Source organism: Glutamicibacter sp. AOP5-A2-18, from assembly GCF_052446055.1.
In the GTDB taxonomy this organism is placed as follows: Bacteria; Actinomycetota; Actinomycetes; order Actinomycetales; family Micrococcaceae; genus Glutamicibacter.
Window position 1 is genome coordinate 2720595 of the sequence record NZ_JBQSVW010000001.1, and the last position, 18715, is coordinate 2739309.

General features: G+C 55.3%; 16 protein-coding genes. 7 read left to right on the forward strand and 9 right to left on the reverse strand.

Going from position 1 to position 18715, the window contains the following annotated elements; all coding sequences use genetic code 11:
• The first annotated feature begins 63 nt into the window (after window positions 1–63).
• Window positions 64–1203 carry a phosphoribosylformylglycinamidine cyclo-ligase gene (gene purM, locus ACT3RW_RS13075; protein ID WP_444614028.1) on the forward strand — a complete coding sequence of 380 codons (1140 nt, stop codon included), beginning with the start codon at window positions 64–66 and terminating at the stop codon, window positions 1201–1203.
• An 81-nt stretch (window positions 1204–1284) separates the two neighbouring features.
• Here purM and ACT3RW_RS13080 read toward each other — a convergent pair whose 3' ends face one another.
• Window positions 1285–2175, reverse strand: coding sequence for a Sir2 family NAD-dependent protein deacetylase (locus ACT3RW_RS13080; RefSeq protein WP_131089816.1), 891 nt, complete (start codon window positions 2173–2175; stop codon window positions 1285–1287).
• Between the two features lie 190 nt (window positions 2176–2365).
• Window positions 2366–2584 (reverse strand): DUF3073 domain-containing protein, encoded by a 219-nt coding sequence (locus ACT3RW_RS13085; RefSeq protein ID WP_131088928.1) that lies wholly within the window; start codon window positions 2582–2584, stop codon window positions 2366–2368.
• A 224-nt stretch (window positions 2585–2808) separates the two neighbouring features.
• Between ACT3RW_RS13085 and ACT3RW_RS13090 the strand changes: the two genes are divergently transcribed.
• Window positions 2809–3465, forward strand: coding sequence for a septum formation family protein (locus ACT3RW_RS13090; protein WP_131088929.1), 657 nt, complete (start codon window positions 2809–2811; stop codon window positions 3463–3465).
• An 88-nt stretch (window positions 3466–3553) separates the two neighbouring features.
• Here ACT3RW_RS13090 and clpB read toward each other — a convergent pair whose 3' ends face one another.
• Window positions 3554–6142, reverse strand: a complete 2589-nt coding sequence (clpB, locus tag ACT3RW_RS13095; RefSeq protein ID WP_131088930.1) for an ATP-dependent chaperone ClpB — start codon at window positions 6140–6142, stop codon at window positions 3554–3556.
• 114 nt (window positions 6143–6256) lie between these two features.
• Between clpB and ACT3RW_RS13100 the strand changes: the two genes are divergently transcribed.
• From ACT3RW_RS13100 to ACT3RW_RS13110, 3 genes are all read left to right on the forward strand, one after another.
• Window positions 6257–6751: a DinB family protein gene (locus ACT3RW_RS13100; protein ID WP_444614029.1), complete on the forward strand. Its 495-nt coding sequence runs from the start codon at window positions 6257–6259 to the stop codon at window positions 6749–6751.
• A 30-nt stretch (window positions 6752–6781) separates the two neighbouring features.
• Window positions 6782–7249 (forward strand): GNAT family N-acetyltransferase, encoded by a 468-nt coding sequence (locus tag ACT3RW_RS13105; protein ID WP_131088932.1) that lies wholly within the window; start codon window positions 6782–6784, stop codon window positions 7247–7249.
• Between the two features lie 262 nt (window positions 7250–7511).
• Window positions 7512–8696: a TerC family protein gene (locus ACT3RW_RS13110; RefSeq protein WP_131088933.1), complete on the forward strand. Its 1185-nt coding sequence runs from the start codon at window positions 7512–7514 to the stop codon at window positions 8694–8696.
• A 71-nt stretch (window positions 8697–8767) separates the two neighbouring features.
• On the opposite strand, the gene ACT3RW_RS13115 is transcribed toward ACT3RW_RS13110, so the two are convergent.
• Window positions 8768–9178 (reverse strand): YccF domain-containing protein, encoded by a 411-nt coding sequence (locus ACT3RW_RS13115; RefSeq protein ID WP_131088934.1) that lies wholly within the window; start codon window positions 9176–9178, stop codon window positions 8768–8770.
• 125 nt (window positions 9179–9303) lie between these two features.
• On the opposite strand from ACT3RW_RS13115, the gene trmB reads away from it, so the two are divergent.
• The gene (gene trmB, locus ACT3RW_RS13120; protein WP_444614030.1) at window positions 9304–10161 is read left to right on the forward strand and encodes a tRNA (guanosine(46)-N7)-methyltransferase TrmB; all 858 of its coding nucleotides are present in this window, start codon (window positions 9304–9306) and stop codon (window positions 10159–10161) included.
• 51 nt (window positions 10162–10212) lie between these two features.
• A complete protein-coding gene (locus ACT3RW_RS13125) occupies window positions 10213–10839 on the forward strand; it encodes a GNAT family N-acetyltransferase (RefSeq protein WP_444614031.1) in 627 nt (208 codons plus the stop codon).
• On the opposite strand, the gene ACT3RW_RS13130 is transcribed toward ACT3RW_RS13125, so the two are convergent.
• The 5 genes from ACT3RW_RS13130 to pulA all read right to left on the reverse strand — a co-directional run bounded on the left by ACT3RW_RS13130 (window position 10836) and on the right by pulA (window position 18571).
• Window positions 10836–11264, reverse strand: a complete 429-nt coding sequence (locus tag ACT3RW_RS13130; RefSeq protein ID WP_131088937.1) for a heat shock protein transcriptional repressor HspR — start codon at window positions 11262–11264, stop codon at window positions 10836–10838. The two genes, ACT3RW_RS13125 and ACT3RW_RS13130, sit on opposite strands and share 4 nt — an antisense overlap.
• A gap of 119 nt (window positions 11265–11383) precedes the next feature.
• Window positions 11384–12361, reverse strand: coding sequence for a DnaJ C-terminal domain-containing protein (locus ACT3RW_RS13135; protein ID WP_444614032.1), 978 nt, complete (start codon window positions 12359–12361; stop codon window positions 11384–11386).
• 85 nt (window positions 12362–12446) lie between these two features.
• Window positions 12447–13028, reverse strand: coding sequence for a nucleotide exchange factor GrpE (locus ACT3RW_RS13140; RefSeq protein ID WP_131088939.1), 582 nt, complete (start codon window positions 13026–13028; stop codon window positions 12447–12449).
• A gap of 13 nt (window positions 13029–13041) precedes the next feature.
• On the reverse strand, window positions 13042–14895 hold the full coding sequence (gene dnaK, locus ACT3RW_RS13145) for a molecular chaperone DnaK (RefSeq protein ID WP_131088940.1): 1854 nt from the start codon (window positions 14893–14895) through the stop codon (window positions 13042–13044).
• A 556-nt stretch (window positions 14896–15451) separates the two neighbouring features.
• Window positions 15452–18571 (reverse strand): pullulanase-type alpha-1,6-glucosidase, encoded by a 3120-nt coding sequence (gene pulA, locus ACT3RW_RS13150; RefSeq protein ID WP_444614033.1) that lies wholly within the window; start codon window positions 18569–18571, stop codon window positions 15452–15454.
• Window positions 18572–18715 lie beyond the last annotated feature (144 nt).

Sequence of the window (18715 nt, forward strand, 5' to 3'; positions counted from 1 at the left end):
ACACATCTCGTTGCAAGCGGCACCGGAGAACCGGTGCTCACGACAGAAAAGGAAACCTCTGCCATGAGCGGCAATGATCAGCCAACTTCCATCACCTATGCCGGTGCCGGCGTTGACGTTGAGGCCGGTGACCGTGCCGTTGAGTTGATGAAGGGTGCGATCAAGGCTACCCACACCTCGGGTGTCGTCGGAGGCGTTGGCGGTTTCGCCGGGCTTTTTGATGTCTCCTTCTTGACCGGTTACAAAAAGCCTTACCTAGCTACCTCCACCGATGGTGTGGGCACCAAGGTGGCTATCGCCCAGAAGCTGGACATCCACGACACCATCGGCCAGGATCTGGTCGGCATGGTAGTTGACGACATCGTCGTTGTAGGTGCCAAGCCACTATTCATGACCGACTACATTGCCACCGGCAAGGTTGTCCCAGAGCGCATCGCGGACATCGTTCGCGGTATTGCCGAGGGTTGCAAGCTCGCTGGCACCGCATTGGTCGGCGGCGAAACCGCTGAGCACCCAGGCCTGCTGGCGGAAGACGAATACGATGTTGCCGGTGCTGCCACCGGTGTTATCGAAGCTGATCAGCTGCTCGGCCCAGAACGTGTTCTGGCCGGCGACGTTGTTATCGGCATGGCCTCTTCAGGTATTCACTCCAACGGTTACTCGCTGGTGCGTCGGGTTATTGCCCACGCTAAGTGGGAACTGGACCGCGAGGTTGCCGAGTTCGGTAAGACCCTGGGTGAAGAACTGCTTGTTCCAACCCGCATTTACACCACCGCCTGCTTGGATCTGATTGATGATCTGAACAACGGCGAGGACTTCGGTGTGCATGGCTTCAGCCACGTGACCGGTGGCGGCCTTGCTGCCAACCTCGCTCGTGTGCTGCCACAGGGCTTGATGGCTCGTGTGGATCGCTCCACCTGGGCTTTGCCAGCTGTCTTCTCCACCATCGCGACTCTGGGCAATGTCCCACAGCCGGATCTGGAGCGCACCTTGAACTTGGGCGTTGGCATGGTTGCCATCGTTGATCAGGCCGTGGCTGACCGTGCTGTTCAGCTGCTGAACAAGGCAGGTATGGGCGCATGGGTTATGGGTCAGGTTGAAAACATTGATCCGTCGGCAGCTGACGCGGGCTTGGACTTCGTCCAAGGTGCTAAGGGTGTTGACGGTGGCGCAGTGTTGCTGACCGGAGCCTACGCCAAGTAGCCAGCACAGTTACCTACAACGAAGCGCCGCACTGATTTTCAGTGCGGCGCTTCGTTTATTTCGGCTTAGGTTCGGGCAGCCCTAGTCCAGTTGGCTCAGAGCCTGGTCCAAGGGGATCCGCCAACGCCAGGTAGCTTTTTGTTCTCCGCGCACATGGCCATTGGTGATCAGCGCTACGGGCAGTTCACGTTTGACGAAGTTCAGCAATACTTTGTAGCCGCTCATCACTGCCAGGGAGGACCCCAGCACAAGCAAGGAGCTGGATTCTTCTTCCAACGCGGTCATGAGTTCTTTGCGTTCAGCTGGGACGCTTTCCCCGAAGTAGACAACGTCTGGTTTGAGCGCATAGGAATCGCAATTCAGGCAACGAACCATCACAAACTGGTCGATGAGGTATTGCGGTAGCTCCACATCGCCATCGGGATTCACCGCGGCGGGATCAATTTCTACCGCTTCTATGTAACCCTTGTTGGCCGCTTCCAGTCGTACGTCGAAGTCCCTACGGTTCTCGCTAAATCCGCAGTTTAGACAACGCACAGTCGAGAGATCTCCATGCACCGGGATCACGCGTTGGGATCCCGCTTGCTGGTGCAGGCCATCCACGTTCTGGGTGATGATTCCGCTAATCTTGCCTTCACGTTCCCACTGCACCAAGCGCCGGTGAATCTGGTTTGGTTCAGCCTTATCCATGTGGCGCCAGCCTACGTAGCCGCGCGCCCAGTAGCGTTGGCGTGCTTCAGGACGGTAGCGGAATTCCTGATAAGTCATCGGACGGTGACGCTGTAGCGACCCGTTAGGGCCCCGGTAGTCTGGAATGCCCGAGTCAGTGGAAACCCCGGCACCGGTAACAACTAGCACGTTGCCCGCAGCGAGGATTTGTTTCACACCCTCAAGCGCTTCGGCTTCGGGTGTTGGTGGAGCTTGCTCCTCCACAATTCGCTGCATCGAGCGTATGGCAGAGTGGTGCGCCATCTGGATTGATAGCTCTTCTTTGCTACTCACGTTCCACCTCAAGCTTGTTAGACACGACAAAGGCCGCAGCGACTACTAGCTAATTTAGCTTAGTCACTGCGGCTTGTCGTAAATGTACTGAAGAGCTGTACCACTTGGTGCTTTGGGTGTGGCACTGAGAGTCAAGAACTCCCGGTCTCAGATAAGGAGATTAATCCTCATCGTCGTCTCGTGAGTACTTCTTAGTCAGATCGTCGTAATCCGAATAATCTTCTTCATACGATGAATCATTACGCTCAATTTTTTGAGCATGATGATCGGACTGAACGCCCAACTCGCGTTCTAGTGCCGAAAGGTCAGTGGACGGAGAGTAGTACTTAATGTCTCGCGCCTGACGCTGTGCTTTAGCCTTTTGACGGCCGCGCCCCATGGCGTGACCCCCTCTTTTCAGTAGAGTCGGAAGGTGGTCCACCTTAAAAGATGAAGGCCCCCGAATATGTGATCAGTTCTTTCGTATTTAAAGGTTAACATGATTCACCGGCGAGCATTGAACGCAACACTCTCCGATACCGCTAGACTGTCAATTAGTCCAACGACTATGTATTGAGCTGATGAACGTTCGCAGGACCCGACAATGAAGGAGCCCAGCAGGTGGTGGAAAAGAATCTGCCGGAGCCGCAGGCGGCATTGCCCCCATTGCAGCCCGAAACTCAGAAGCCTAAGCGACGCGGTGGCCAATGGGCACTAATGATCATCGCCGTTTTGGCGCTGGCCGCTGCCGTGGTCTTTGTGGTGTTACGCATCATAGATCCCCCAGCTTCGCCCATTGCGAACAACGTGGAACGCAACGAATCCCCTGGGCTCGACGGGATCATTGCAACCGAAATGCCTCCAGCTCAGCTAGAACTCGGAGATTGCCTTCGCGAATTCGATTCTCCGTTGGACACGCAAACTGTCGTGACCTGCAATTCAGCGCACAACGCTCAGATGATCGGTTCCTTTGAAGTTTCCGGCACCGACTACCCTGGCGCCAACGAGCTACTGACCCAGTCAGAAGATATGTGCAAATCTGTCTCCATTGATCCCAGCGCTGGCTTGGACTCCACGTGGACTTATCACTTCTCCCGCCCTTCTGAAAGCACCTGGGGCCAGGGCGACCGGACGGTCTCTTGCTTCTTGAGCGTCTCCGAAGGCAACGTACGCACTTCGCTCTTGCCTGAAGAATCGACCGAGAATTCTGAAGACGAAAAGTCCACGGATGAATCTTCCGAGGATGAGGATTCGAAGGCCGAAGAGACCACCGAAAGCTAAGTAAATATTTCTTGCGCAATAGTCTTGAGCAAAAAGTGAGTAGGGGCATGAACAGAATGATTCTGTTCATGCCCCTACTTTTTTGTTATTAGCTCTTCTTCAACACCTTGAGCTGATCCGCCTCTTGGTCAAGAAGCACTTCAACGGTGTCACCATCTTGTACATTGCCAGCCAAGATTTCCTTAGCCAACCGGTCCCCGATTTCACGCTGAACCAAGCGACGCAAAGGACGCGCACCATAGGCAGGATCGTATCCGGTCAGGGCCAGCCATCCACTGGCAGCCTGATCAACCTCTAGGCTCAGACGACGTTCGGCAAGGCGCTGCGAAAGAAGCTCAATCTGCAGCTTCACAATGTTGCCCAACTCCTCCAGGCTCAGTGGATCAAACAGGATGACCTCATCCAAGCGGTTCAAGAACTCCGGCTTGAACGACGCATTGACGACGTTCATGACCGCGCTCTTTTTCTCCGCCTCTTCCATGCTTGGATCAACCAGGAACTGCGAACCAAGGTTGGAAGTGAGAATCAGGATGGTATTCCTGAAGTCCACTGTCCGGCCCTGCCCGTCAGTCAGCCGGCCATCGTCGAGCACCTGAAGCAGAATGTCGAATACCTCTGGATGCGCCTTCTCAACCTCATCAAGCAAGATCACCGAGTATGGGCGCCGACGCACTGCTTCGGTGAGCTGCCCGCCTTCTTCATACCCAACGTATCCCGGAGGGGCACCAACGAGGCGTGAGACTGCATGCTTCTCCGAGTACTCAGACATGTCGATTCGAACCATCGCACGCGGGTCATCAAAGAGGAAGTCTGCCAAGGACTTAGCCAGCTCAGTCTTACCAACACCGGTTGGCCCAAGGAACAGGAAGGATCCTGTAGGCCGGTTGGGATCGGCAATACCAGCACGAGTCCGGCGTACTGCATCCGAGACGGCGCTAACAGCTTGCTTCTGCCCCATCAACCGCTGGCCAAGGATCTGTTCCATATCCAGCAACTTCTGGCTTTCACCCTGAAGCATTCGACCCGCTGGAATTCCTGTCCACGCTGAAATGACTTCGGCGATGTCATCGGCAGTGACCTCGTCAGCGACCATGCTGTCTTGGGTTGAGCGGTTCGCCTCGGCGAGCGCAGCAGCATCCAATTGCTTCTGGAGAGCTGGAATCTCTCCGTAGAGAAGACGTGAGGCCTTCTCCAAGTCACCTTCGCGCTGCGCCTTTTCTGCCTGGCCACGTAGCTCATCAAGTTTGACCTTGAGATCACCTACGCGGTTTAGTCCGGCCTTCTCCGACTCCCACTGAGAGTTCAGTGCGTCAAGAGTTTCCTTCTTGTCGGCCATGTCTTTGCGTAGTGCCTCCAAGCGCTCGATTGATGCTGGATCACTCTGGTCGGATAGGGCCAGTTCTTCCATGGTCAGTCGGTCCACTTCACGGCGCAGTTCATCGATTTCCTCTGGTGCCGAGTCAATCTCCATGCGCAGTCGGCTGGCTGCTTCGTCAACGAGGTCAATGGCCTTATCTGGAAGCTGACGCCCTGAGATGTACCGGTTGGATAGCGATGAGGCTGCCACGAGCGCGGAGTCAGCAATGGACACCTTGTGGTGCGCTTCGTAGCGTTCTTTGAGTCCGCGCAGGATGGCAATGGTGTCATCTACGCTCGGCTCTCCAACGTACACCTGAGCAAAGCGTCGTTCCAGGGCTGGGTCCTTCTCGATGTTCTCGCGGTACTCGTCCAAGGTGGTGGCACCGATCAGGCGCAGTTCACCACGGGCGAGCATTGGCTTGAGCATATTTCCGGCGTCCATGGCGCCTTCAGAAGCGCCAGCACCAACAACGGTATGGATCTCATCGATGAACGTCACGATCTGCCCGTCTGAAGATTTGATCTCTTCAAGAACAGACTTCAAGCGCTCTTCAAATTCACCACGGTACTTAGCACCGGCCACCATAGCACCCAGATCAAGGGAGATCAGGGTCTTGCCTCGCAGGGACTCGGGAACGTCTCCGGCAATCATGCGCTGAGCTAGCCCCTCAACCACTGCAGTCTTACCAACACCGGGCTCACCGATGAGCACAGGGTTGTTTTTGGTCCTGCGAGAAAGCACCTGGACAAGCCGACGAATTTCACGGTCACGGCCAATGACAGGATCTAGCTTGCCGGAGCGCGCCATAGCTGTCATGTCAGTGCCAAACTTTTCCAAAGATTGGAAAGTGGCTTCGGGGTTTGGATTATCAACCTTGCGGTCCCCACGAATGGTAGGCAAGGTTCCCACCAAGAGCTCGCGGGTAGCACCGAAGTCACGCATGGTTTCGCCGGCCTTGGTTTGATCCGAGGCCAGTGCGATGAGCAGGTGCTCGGTAGAAACGTAGGTGTCGCCCATTTCGGTCGCGGTTTCCTGGGCGTTGCTGACTACCTGCAAGAGCTGACGTGAGAACTGGGCCTGGGCCACTGAGCTACCCGAGCTTGATGGCAGCGCACTAATAGTGGCGCTAGCCTTCACTGACAGAGCATCAACATCAAGCCCAGCCGTTTTCAGCAGGGCAACAGCGACGGAGTCTCGCTGATCCAGAAGTGCCTTGAGCAAGTGCGCTGGTTCAATCTGCGCATTGCCTGCGGTGGAGGCATTCATACCGGAAGCTGAGAGAGCCTCCTGGCTCTTAGTGGTGAGTTTGGTGTCCACGCTCGTCCTTTCTCTCTTTGGGTGAACCCATAAACTTGAGTGTACTTAACTCAACTCTATTGTAGGTGACTTTATTCCAACCAGAAACACGTTGCAAGAGCCTTAGGATGAATCATGACCAATCCCGATACCCCCGAGGTGTACAGCTCGAATCACGACTCAATGATTCAAGTTTTCATTGATCAACACCGGCAGATGCTGCACGACAGTTTGGAAACTCTCACGGAGTCTGAAGTGCGTATGCAGCTAGTGAATTCCAAGACGACGTTACTTGGATTACTCAAGCACGCCACCTTCGTTGAGCGCGTGTGGTTCGGCGAAGCTGCCGCTGGGACCTCACGCAAGCAACTGGGAATCCCCGATAGCCCAGATGAGACCTTTGACCTCCTACCCACGGACAGCATTGAATCGGTGCAATGTGACTACACTCAGGCCATCGAACACTCTCGCAAAGTAGTACAGGGCAAGAGTGGGGACGAGATCTTCCCAGGAAACCGACGAGGGCCACTACCGCTACGCTGGATTCAGCTCCACGTACTTCGTGAACTCGCTCAGCACTGCGGGCACGCAGATATCGTGCGTGAACAAATCATCGATGCACGCCAGTAGCACTCCCCAACCAACGGAAACGCAGCGAAGATGTCACTAACCCTTATCCCCATCCCCGCCCAAAAATTCTCATCATGGCTCAAGCGCAGTACCAGCGAATACGTCGCAGATCTCATCACTGCAGGTACAAGTCCGGCTAAAGCGCAGGACAATGCCGAACGAACCATGGCAGGATCATTTCCGGATTCCCTTCCCACCGATTCCAACGCGGTCTTCATTCTGGATCATGATGAATTTGGCGATGTCGGGTACCTCTGGATTGGTCGAGACACCTCCGAAGATCCAGCCTATTGGTGGCTGTGGGACATCATGGTGGATCCCGAATACCAAGGCAAAGGCTTTGGCCGGGAAGCTATGGAACTAGCGGAAGCCTACGCTCTCGCCCAAGGCGCAAAGACTCTTGGGCTAAGCGTCTTTGGGTTCAATCATGCTGCACGCGGCCTCTATGAATCCTTAGGATTCGAAACCACCAGCGTCAAGATGCGCAAAACGCTCTAGGATGGCCACATGATCCACGCTCACTCAGAACGCGCGAACACGAACCATGTATGTCACTAATCACATCTTCATCTGCACTGCGGGTCTTCCCAGCCACTGACAAAACACGTTAGGCTTGAAATACGTAAGGGAGTATTCATAAGCGTTTCACCCGTCAATACGTGGACCTTCATAGGTCTACCGGGTTTTACGGCCAGCTCTAAGCAGGCGAAGAGACTTACTCAAAATCGTCTAAACGCGCCTTACGAAAGTAGGACCTTCCATGGAAGTATCTGCCCTAATTTGGACCCTCACTGTGGTCCTCATTCTCGGCCTGTTGGCCTTCGATTATTTCTTCCACATACGCAAGGCCCACGTTCCGAACCTGCGAGAAGCAGCGATCTGGTCCAGCATTTATGTTGGCATTGCCCTGCTCTTCGGAGTCTTTGTACTGATCTTCGGCGGCATCGATATGGGCACCGAGTACTTCGCTGGTTACATCACCGAAAAAGCACTGTCGGTAGATAACCTCTTTGTATTCCTGATCATCATCGCTAGCTTCCGAGTCCCCCGTGAAGACCAGCAAAAAGTATTGCTCTTTGGCATCGTCTTTTCGCTGATTGCCCGCACCGGCTTCATCTTTGTTGGCGCAGCCCTGATCAACCAGTTCGCCTGGGTCTTCTATCTCTTTGGCTTGATCTTGCTGCTAACTGCAGGCAATTTGCTGAAGAAAGATGATGAATCTGATGAAGCCAATAACTTCATCATCCGTATCGCCAAGAAGCTGTTCCACACCACCGATAGCTACGACGGTGACAAACTTTTCACCAAGATTGACGGCAAAAAAGTACTGACCCCGATGCTCCTGGTCATGGTGGCCATCGGTGGAACCGACATTCTGTTCGCTCTGGATTCGATCCCGGCCATCTTCGGCCTAACCCAGAATGTCTACATCGTCTTTACCGCGACAGCATTCTCACTTATGGGACTGCGCCAGTTGTACTTCCTTCTTGACGGGTTGCTTGATCGACTGATCTACCTGTCCTACGGTCTCGCAGCGATCCTGGCCTTCATCGGCGTCAAGCTGATCCTGCACGCACTGCACGAAAACAATCTGTCATTCATCAACGACGGTGAACACGTTCAAGTCATCGAAATTAGTACCGGATTGTCCTTGACCGTAATCATTGGTGCCTTGCTCATTACCGTACTTGCATCCCTGTTCAGCAAGGCCGGGAAAGCTCAGACTGCTATTGGCAACCTAGGACGTCACGCCAGTAGCTACACAGATCTGACCTACACCTCGGATCCAAACGAACGTGAACGCATCTACCAGGCCTTGCTTGAAGAGGAAGCCTACGTGAAGTCGATGGCCAAGAAATACCGGGACAAGGCCAAAGACGTCGAGAAGATTCGCGAAGAAGTTGCCGAAGCGCATCAGCAACACGAACACTATCTAAATAGCTAGCTTCTGCTTGCGCCCAAAGAATTGGCCACCATCTCCAGTCGGAGGTGGTGGCCAAATCTTTGCAGGAGTGCCTAACGGCGGATGCCAGCGATGTAGTAATCGGAAGGCACGATGACCTTGCCCAGTGGCATCAAGGAGATGGGGATCATCTTCAGGTTCGCGATGCCCAGAGGAATACCAACGATGGAAACAAACATCGGGATCGCAGTAACGATGTGCCCAATAGCAATCCAGATACCCGCAACGAGTACCCAAATAATATTGCCCAAAGTGGAGAAGGCACCGACCGGACCGCGATCGATGGCAGTGCGGCCGAACGGCCACAACGCATACCCTGCGATCCGGAACGAAGCGATGCCAAAGGGAATGGTTACGATCAGTAAGCAGCAAATAATGCCGGCCAAGACGTAGCCCAGCGCAAGCCAAAGCCCGCCGAACACCAGCCAAATAATGTTGAGAATACCGCGCACTAAATCAGTCATAGGTATATCTTCTTCCCTAGCTGGCCGTTGCACTATGGGTGATCCCCCGGATTTTCCCCTAGGGTGTCCAATCCCCCACTTTCTGGCAAGCAACCGACCCCGTTGCTCCGCTAGGATTAATCATCATGAGCGAATCGAGCGATCAGCAGCGCCCTGCCGAAGGAACTGCCCCCAAGGACCCAAATCTCTTCCGCGCAGAACCAGTGTCGTTTGTGCGTCGTGGCAACCGTTTGCAAGGCCGTCGTGCCAGCGCATGGGAACGCAATGCCGAGCAGTACGTCATTGATCCGCCGCGCAAGATTGCCGACACCTCGGTTGCCGATGATTTTAAGCTAGACCCTGAGCAGGCCTTTGGCCGTAGCGCTCCACTCATCGTGGAGATCGGTACCGGCCTTGGAGAATGCATCGCTAATGCTGCCAAGGATGATCCTGAGCGTAACTACCTCGCAGTTGAGGTTTACCGTCCGGGACTTGCACAACTAATGCTGAAGGTTGAATCCTTCGAGATCAGCAACGTCCGCGCAGTTCAGGCCAACGCTCCGGAAGTTTTGGACGTGATGCTTGATGAGAATAGCGCCGATGAAATCTGGATCTTCTTCTCTGACCCTTGGCACAAGCCTCGCCACCACAAGCGCCGCTTGATCAAGCAGTCCTTCCTGGACAAGGTGTCGCGTGTGCTCAAGCCAGGTGGAACCCTGCGCTTGGCTACCGACTGGTCCAACTACGCGGAGCAAATGCGCGAAGTCTTGGAAGCCCATGCAGACTTTGAGAATCAGCATCCAGGCAACCTCGCGGGTGTTGAGAGCAACCTGACCAAGGTCCGCCGCGGCGGCATGGAAGGCTTTGACCCTGAGCCAGAATTCCTTGATGAACAAGGTGGCTGGGCTCCGCGCTTTGAACGTCGCATCCTCACCAGCTTTGAAGGCAAAGCGCTGAAGGCTGGACGTCTCGTTTTCGATTTGGCTTACACCCGCGTCGGTTAATATCAACGACAAGAAGTGTTTGGTGGCCATGGAATCCATAGGATGGATTCCATGGCCACCTTTGCATCCGAAACCAATACGTACGCGCAGACTCCCACGATGGAATACGCCGGGGTACGCCTGGAACAGCTTTCCGTGGATCACGCCGACGACTTAGCCGAGGTGGTCACCGCCGGCGCGCTGGACAAGATTTGGTACACGTCCATTCCATCAGCCCAACAGATGGTTGACGATATCAAGAATCGTTTGGCGCTACAGGATGCTGGGGTTATGGCGCCCTTTGCCATCATTGACGTCGCAACAGGTAAAGCGGTGGGTGCCACCACTTATCTAAACATTGACCAGCCAAATAGGCGCGTTGAAATCGGTGCAACCTACTTGTCGGTCGCTGCTCAGGGAAGCGGAATTAACCCGGCGGCAAAGTACTTGCTACTGCAGCGTGCCTTTGAAGAATTAGATTGTTACTCTGTAGCGTTCTGCACCCACTGGCACAATGCTGCTTCTCGAGCCGCCATAACGCGCCTTGGTGCAAAGCAGGACGGTGTGCTGCGCAATCACAAATATGATCCAACAACTGGGACCTTGCGCGACACCGTGATTTTCTCGATATTGCCGTACGAATGGCCAGCGGTGCGCACCAATCTTCAGGCGCGTCTAGAACGCCACGGGCGACTCTAGCGGCCGATAGCCCGGCGGGTGGTAAACAACGTTACGGTCGGTTCGCGACGTTCTGGGCGCATGCCACGAGCCAAGGAAACGACGTCACCCCCGGAAGTACCGGCGGCAAAGATGCGTGTTTGGCCACGGCGCACGGCGCTTAGTTCATTGCGCAGATCATTCACTTCAGTTTGCAGGTAGGCAACCTGATCTTGCAGATCCAGGATTCGCTTGATCCCCTCTAGGGAGACCCCGTCCTTGCTCAGTGTTTGAACTTGGCGCAGCAAGGAAACGTCACGCTGCGAATAGCGACGCTGCTTGCCGGACTGTCGACTGGGCGAGACTAAACCGATGCGGTCGTACTGGCGCAACGTCTGCGGATGCATATCTGCCAGTTGGGCGGCGACGGAAATGACGAATACAGGTCGCAGGTACTCACCGTTCACGTTGGTTCAACCACCTTTCATCCATGGCTTATTTGCTCCTAAGTCTCTAGTCACCGAGTCTATCTTTCCTGCCGTGCCACTTCGAGGGCACGGCAGGAAGGAAAGCGGACTTCCCTGTTTTAGAGCTTGGCCTTAGCGGCCAGGTCCTCTCGGGGATCTGCGTCCTGTGTTGCAGCAGCGAAGTCCTCGACTGCCTTCTTTGCAGCGTCCGACAGGTTCTGCGGAATCACTACATCCAAGATGATCAGCAGGTCACCAGTGGCCTTTGACGTCTTCACGCCGCGGCCCTTCAGCCGCAAGGTACGACCGGAGTTGGATCCTGCTGGTACCTTCATCGCCACGGTGTCGCCATCCAAGGTTGGCACATGGATCTTGGCGCCGAGTACCGCTTCGTCAAAAGTGACCGGCACGTGGACACGGATATTATTTTCTTCGCGCTTGAAGAAAGGGTGTTCCGCAACCTTGACCTTGACTAGCAGGTCACCGTTGCCGGCAGCTCCTGGCTGGCCCTTGCCGCGTACGCGAACGGACTGTCCGTCCTTGATGCCCGCGGGGATGCGCACATCGATGACTTCGCCGTTCTGCTCACGTAGCCCAATGGTCGTTCCCTTGATGGATCCGGAGAAGGAAATCGAGGTGTTCGCGGTGCGGTCCGCTCCCTTTCGTGGTGGTGCGCTTTGTCCGAAGCCACCGCCGCCACCACCAAATCCTCCCCCACCAAAGAGGTCGGAGAAGTCCGGCTGTCCGCCACGGGTTCGTGCCCCGCCTCCGCCACCAAAGAGGTTGGAGAAGATGTCGTCAAAGCCGGCTTGGCCACCACCCGGTGCGCCACCTGCGCCGCCAGCTGAGAAGCGTGCTCCGCCACCCATAGCGCGAATGGCGTCGTACTGCTCACGCTGTTCTTTATCGGCAAGCACCGAGTGCGCTTCGGAAATGTCTTTGAATTTCTCTTCAGCGGTCACGTCGCCCTGATTGGTATCAGGGTGGTACTTGCGTGCAAGTTTGCGGTACGCCTTTTTAATGTCCGCCTCATTGGCGTCCTTGGCGACGCCCAAAATGGCGTAGAAGTCTTTTTCGATCCAGTCCTGACTTGCCATCAGGGCCCCATCCTTTCAATGCCAATTCGAAACTGCCCACTGACGAAGTCTCGGCAGTGGGCAGTTTCAATTGTGTTATTCGTGGCTATTCGCCGGTTGCGACCAATACCTGCGCTGCGCGCAGGACGGTGGTTCCCTTGCGGTATCCGTTACGCAACACCTGACCCACATGGTCGGCTGGAATTTCCGGAACAGCCTGGCGAAGCAGTGCTTCGTGGATGTTCGGGTCGAATTCCACACCGGCCTCGTTGATGCGCTCCAGGCCATGCTGAACCAAAATGGTATCCAGCTTGTTGGCGATCGCAGCGAACGGTCCGTCAGTCAGATCCCCATGCGCCCGGGCTGCATCGATTTCATCGAGTACCGGAAGGATGGTGGTCAGCACCGACTGGACAGCGTTTTCGCGGGCCACGGCACGGTCACGTTCAACACGTCGACGGTAGTTGACGTATTCAGCCTGCAACCGAAGCAGGTCGTTGCGTAGCTCGGCCTCACCGGCGCTAGCAGCTTCCTGCGACTCGGCCGACTCGTCCACGCCAGCACCAGCCTCGTTCAGGATCGCCTCGGCCTGACCCAGGGCGTCAGCGGTTGGCTGCTCGCTTGCGGCCTCTGGCTGGTTCTCCGACTCAGCGTCGAAGTTTTCGTTCTGGTCTTTTGCCTCGGACATATTCCCCAACTCCCTACTTCTTGTCGGCTTCGTCTTCGTCGATTACCTCGGCGTCGACGATGTCTTCATCAGCGTTTGGAGCCTGCTCGCCTGCAGTTGCCTCAGCACCCTCAGCCGAAGCGTTGGCGTAGATAGCCTCGCCCAGCTTGGTCTGCGATGCCTGCAGCTTCTCGAACGCGGCCTTGACCTCGTCGTCGTTATCCTGCTTCTCAAGGGCAGCCTTCAGTGCGTCAACGTCGGCCTGAACCTCGGTCTTGACCTCTTCTGGCAGCTTGTCTTCGTTGTCCTTGATCAGCTTGTCTACCGAGTAGGCAGCCTGCTCAGCAGCGTTACGGGTCTCAGCTGCCTCGCGGCGAGCCTTGTCCTCTTCGGCGTGTGCTTCAGCTTCCTGAACCATGCGCTCGATGTCTTCCTTGGACAGTGAGGAACCACCGGTGATGGTCATCGACTGCTCGGTGCCGGTTCCCTTGTCCTTAGCGGATACGTGCACGATGCCGTTGGCGTCGATGTCGAAGGTGACCTCAACCTGTGGGATACCGCGTGGTGCTGGTGCGATACCGGTCAGCTCGAAGGTGCCCAGAGCCTTGTTGTCACGGGTGAACTCGCGCTCGCCCTGGAAGACCTGGATCGATACCGAAGGCTGGTTGTCTTCAGCGGTGGTAAAGGTTTCCGAACGCTTGGTTGGGATTGCGGTGTTGCGCTCGATCAGCTTGGTCATCACGCCGCCCTTGGTTTCAATACCCAGGGACAGTGGGGTGACGTCGATTAGCAGAACGTCCTTGCGCTCGCCCTTCAGTACGCCTGCCTGCAAAGCTGCACCAACGGCGACAACCTCATCAGGGTTTACGCCCTTGTTAGCTTCCTTGCCGGCCAGGTCCTTGACCAGTTCAGCAACGGCTGGCATACGGGTGGAACCACCAACGAGGATTACGTGGGCGATGTCCGAAACCTTAACGCCCGCTTCAGCGATAACGTCGTTGAATGGCTTACGGGTGCGCTCCAGCAGGTCCTTGGTGAGGTCCTGGAACTTAGCACGCGAAAGGTGCTCGTCCAGGTGCACTGGGCCTTCTGGGGTAACCGAAAGGTACTGCAGGGAGATGTTGGTGCTGGTAGCCGAGGAGAGTTCCTTCTTGGCCTGCTCAGCAGATTCCTTCAGACGCTGCAGGGCAATCTTGTCCTTGGACAAATCTGCACCCTTGGCCTTAGCCTGAGCCAGCAGCCAATCTACGATGCGCTGATCCCAGTCATCGCCACCCAAGCGGTTGTCACCAGCGGTGGAGCGAACCTGAATGGTGGAGAAGCCGTCGTCATCCTTGCCAACCTCAAGCAGGGAAACGTCGAAGGTACCGCCACCCAGGTCGAAGACCAAGATGAGTTCGTCTTCGTTGCCCTTTTCCAGGCCGTAAGCCAGTGCAGCTGCGGTTGGCTCGTTGACGATACGCAGTACGTTCATGCCAGCGATCTCGCCGGCTTCCTTGGTTGCCTGACGCTCAGCGTCGTTGAAGTAGGCAGGAACGGTGATCACTGCGTCGGTGACCTTTTCGCCCAAGTACGACTCAGCGTCGTTCTTCAGCTTCATCAAGGTACGAGCGGAAATTTCCTGCGCGGTGTACTTCTTGTCGTCTACGTCGATGGTCCAGTCGGTACCCATGTGACGCTTGACCGACGCGATGGTGCGGTCGATGTTGTTGACGGCCTGGCGCTTGGCGATGTCGCCAACCAGAACTTCGCCGCTCTTCGAGAAAGCAACGATTGACGGGGTAGTGCGGTTGCCTTCCGCGTTAGCGATAACGGTTGGCTCACCACCTTCGAGTACGGAAACTACGGAGTTGGTGGTTCCTAGGTCAATACCTACAGCACGCGACATAATGGCTCTCCTTTGCCTTGGTTGAAAGTACTAACGCTGAGGACGTTTATCCTCATTGAGCGTTCTGGACTCAAGTTTACTCAGCCGTTTTCGACTGTCAAATCAACTTGAGCCAACCTCACTCAACTTTGCGTTCTGCTCTGTTCAACGGGTGAGGTGAGCGAATAATTCCCCTACCGCAAAAAAATTTCTCTCCCAGCTACGCGGACGCCACTAACTGCCCTAGATGCGATGAATCAAAGACTTCTTCCTGAATCCCAAGTTGTCGTGATGGGCTACAGAATTATCCAGCTGGCTTGGGCAATCACAACGTTATGTGACTTTCATAGGCGCCCAGCACAGTTAGTCCGAGGACCAAATCCACCGCGGGTTGCATTCCCTTACTTCCGCTTCGTGGGATAAATTTCCTACTTTGTCTTTGGCAACGAACAACCCACCCTTGCCGAGGCGAGGGTGGGTTGTTCGCTATGAGCGTGGCCAGCTATGTAGTTATTTGAATTGAGCTTCGCAAGAGCTGAGCAAGCGATCGGCTGATCAAATAACTAACCCAAGACTTTTAGTCGCTTTCAGCTTCCACGAGCACCGCGGCGGTGCGCGCAGGAATCGAAAGTTCGCCACTCTCGCTCTTGAAGGAAGTCGACTTTACTCGCTGATCGCTTCCATCTTCCAGTGCAGAGGCAAGCGAATACTCGCGCCCAACGAGGTCCTTAAGGGTTTGTGTTTTCTCTTCAGGAGAAGCGTTAAAAACGACCAAGGCCCCATCATGCTTGCTGTCCGCATCTGCACCCACGGTATCGTCAATGCGCATCACGATAATTCCCGGATCCGCCTTTGGACCGCTGAGCGGGAAGCTAACCTTCTGCTCAATCAGCTCGGCAGTTCCTAACCTCAAGAGGCCAACTTCATTGCGGGTACGCAAGAGGTCAAGAGCTGCACCTTCAGCTTGGGACATCGCTTTGGCATCTGGCTTGAGCTCAGGATCTTCCAACAGCGGTGCCATCAGATCCCATTTCTCACCGTTATCAGCCTTGGGAGGTAGACCAGAACCGAACGTATTTTCCTGGCCGGAGAAGTCGATTCGGTTAAACCAGTCCCCCGAGTCATAGCTATTTCGGTCTAGAGATTTTGAGCGCAACAGTTCTGTTCCGGCATGCCAGAAAGGAACAGCCTGCGAATACATCACCGCAGCTTGGGACAACGTATTCATTCGCACACGATCCTCCATGGAAGTTTCGAGAGGCAGCTTGAGCACGGTGAGATCGTAGAGTGTCTCGTTGTCGTGCGCATCAACATAGTTGATTACTTCTCCAGGTTGCGAGGCATAACCAGCAGCAGATCCGCGGTAATCTAATTCGTCACCACGGTGCACCTTGCCATCGGCAGCGAGGAATTCGAATCCGGCAAGATTGCCAGCCAAGCCCAAACGCACCAGGTCCGTTTCATGGCTTAGATCTTTGAGCGCTTCTTCGGTACTTCCATTAACCTCGTTCCCGTTAGGGTCTGTGCCCAGTCCGGTACCGAAGCCCTGACGGAAGGTTGATGATGAATCCACCGGACTGCCACCGTGGACCGCGTCGCGCAGCCGGTCGTTAAAGGTACCGATGCCGGTACCGTTGAGTTGACCTTGGGTGGCTTGATAGAACCGGGCGTTGTTGGCTACTTCCCCAAAGTTCCAGCCCTCGCCGTAGAGGTAGATGGACTTTCCATCCACACCATCGCGTGTAGGTGAGAGTTCATCTAATGCACTGCGCGCAGCCTCCATGGTTTCGCGTGAATGATGCCCCATGAGGTCAAAGCGGAAACCGTCAACCTTGTAGTCCTTGGCCCACAGCACCAGTGAATCAACCATGAGCTTCTGTGCGGCCGCATGTTCCGTCGCTAGATTTTCACAACAGGTCGAGGTTTCTACGTTGCCGGCGGCGTCCAGTCGGTGATAGTAGCCGGGCACGATTTTGTCGAACACACTCTTCTCTGCCTGACCAGAGGCCGCGGTGTGGTTAAAGACCTGGTCCAACACAACTTCCAGTCCCATGCTGTGCAGGGATCCAACCATGCCACGGAACTCTTCTACACGCTGCGCTCCTTCGGGATTAGTCGCGTAGGATCCCTCCGGTGCCATGAAGTGGAAAGGATCATATCCCCAGTTGAATCCATCTTCGCCTGCATGAGCGGTGACGCATTCTTGCTGTTCACTTGAGGCGGCAGGCAAGGACTGCAACTTGCAGTCAGTTTCAGTTCGCTGCTTTTCATCCTCTTGGATTGTCGCGATATCAAAACTTGGCAGCAGGTGCACAGTGGTCAAACCTGCGTCCGACAGTTCTTGAAGTTGCTTGCTTCCTGCACCGTTGGCACCAAAGGCTCCAAAACGACCCCGAAGATTTTCTGTCACCGATGAGTCGGAGACTGAGAAGTCACGGATTTGAAGCTCGTAGATGCTGCGGTCCACATCTTTCTGAACATCATTTGCTTCGGCTTTGCGCCACTGCTTGGGCTGATGCTTAGGATCTTCCAAGTTCACTGCCACGGACTGAGTGGAGTTCGTCGTTAAGGCAACCGAGTAAGGGTCGGTGACAATATTGGTCTCGATCTTGCCGGTCTCGGGAACAAAGACCCGTACTTCCCACCGGTATTTGGCTTCTGCCATCTGTGGCTTACCGTTGACGGTCCATGCTCCACTAGCTGCGTCGTAGCTGGCTTGATGCCGGGTTGTCTTCTCGTTTTGGTCGGTGATCAACAGTGTCGTTTCATGGGCAGTGGGTGCCCAAAGCCTGAAGGTTGGTCGTTTGCCGGTGAAGCTCACGCCAAGTTCTACTTTTTGAAGTGCCGTCGCATAGAGATCATCAATGGCACCGGAGGTTTGCAGTGCGGTGAATGCGGTGAGCTTCTTGGCTCCGTCTTGAACATCCCAACGCGCCAAGGCCAATTGTGAGCGCAAGACGGCTGCAGTAACTTCCCGCGACATGTTCACGCGCAGTGCGCGGTAGTCGGCTAGGTGTGGGAATTTCTTGCGCTGCGCTTCGGTGAGCCCGCTGATAACTCCTTTGAGTTCAATCGGTTTCGCTCCGGAAATTTCCTCCCCGTCCAACGTCAGCTTGGCATCTTTCGAAGCGTAGAGAGCATAGCTTTCCCCGCTACCTAAGTCTCGCGGGATGGCAATCGTATCGGCAGAGATCCACTGCGCTTTGGATTGCCCAACCCCGGCAATCGTCGCACTAGTGCCATCAACCTGCACTAGATGAGTTGTTGAATCGTAGCTGAAGGTTACCGAGTCGCCCGACTTGACCGAAAGACTGTAGTTTCCGCCTCCAAGGGCTCCGCCCAACCCATAGTTCTCATCCCAACCACCATTGTGTGCCACCTTGAACTCGTAGGTTCCAGTGGGGATCTTGTCGGTGGCGAACTCGTACGTTCCGTCCCCGTCAGCATCAGTCATCGCTGTTGCTGCACAGCTTGCTTCCCATTCGGTACCGCAACCCAGTTCATCTTGAAAACTGCCAACCAAGGTGACTGTGGGTCCGTTAGCCGAAGCGGCCACCAGAGCCAACGGTGAGACCGGCGCCAGCACCAGTACCGGAGTGGCAGTCAAAGCAGTCAGCCAGCGGCGCCATGTGCGCTTTGGGTACTGCGGGGGTGAATGATGTTGGCGCGCAGAGAAAGTAGCGCTAGTGCTGTTCACGAAATGCTCCATTGAATTCGACAGTGCTGATGGCGCGCCACAACAAGTGGCAGGCCAGTGATTCAGACCACACTACTTAGCAGTATTCACAGAGTGCAAGCGTTTTCAACATTTACATCAATAAGGAGGTCAACTGGCAATCTT

What these genes read in the sequence shown, in the direction of transcription:
- purM (WP_444614028.1), top strand. Translation starts at nt 64, where the DNA reads ATGAGCGGCAATGATCAGCCAACTTCCATCACCTATGCCGGTGCCGGC.
- ACT3RW_RS13080 (WP_131089816.1), bottom strand. Translation starts at nt 2,175, where the DNA reads ATGGCGCACCACTCTGCCATACGCTCGATGCAGCGAATTGTGGAGGAG.
- ACT3RW_RS13085 (WP_131088928.1), bottom strand. Translation starts at nt 2,584, where the DNA reads ATGGGGCGCGGCCGTCAAAAGGCTAAAGCACAGCGTCAGGCGCGAGAC.
- ACT3RW_RS13100 (WP_444614029.1), top strand. Translation starts at nt 6,257, where the DNA reads ATGACCAATCCCGATACCCCCGAGGTGTACAGCTCGAATCACGACTCA.
- ACT3RW_RS13105 (WP_131088932.1), top strand. Translation starts at nt 6,782, where the DNA reads ATGTCACTAACCCTTATCCCCATCCCCGCCCAAAAATTCTCATCATGG.
- ACT3RW_RS13110 (WP_131088933.1), top strand. Translation starts at nt 7,512, where the DNA reads ATGGAAGTATCTGCCCTAATTTGGACCCTCACTGTGGTCCTCATTCTC.
- ACT3RW_RS13115 (WP_131088934.1), bottom strand. Translation starts at nt 9,178, where the DNA reads ATGACTGATTTAGTGCGCGGTATTCTCAACATTATTTGGCTGGTGTTC.
- trmB (WP_444614030.1), top strand. Translation starts at nt 9,304, where the DNA reads ATGAGCGAATCGAGCGATCAGCAGCGCCCTGCCGAAGGAACTGCCCCC.
- ACT3RW_RS13125 (WP_444614031.1), top strand. Translation starts at nt 10,213, where the DNA reads ATGGCCACCTTTGCATCCGAAACCAATACGTACGCGCAGACTCCCACG.
- ACT3RW_RS13135 (WP_444614032.1), bottom strand. Translation starts at nt 12,361, where the DNA reads ATGGCAAGTCAGGACTGGATCGAAAAAGACTTCTACGCCATTTTGGGC.
- ACT3RW_RS13140 (WP_131088939.1), bottom strand. Translation starts at nt 13,028, where the DNA reads ATGTCCGAGGCAAAAGACCAGAACGAAAACTTCGACGCTGAGTCGGAG.
- dnaK (WP_131088940.1), bottom strand. Translation starts at nt 14,895, where the DNA reads ATGTCGCGTGCTGTAGGTATTGACCTAGGAACCACCAACTCCGTAGTT.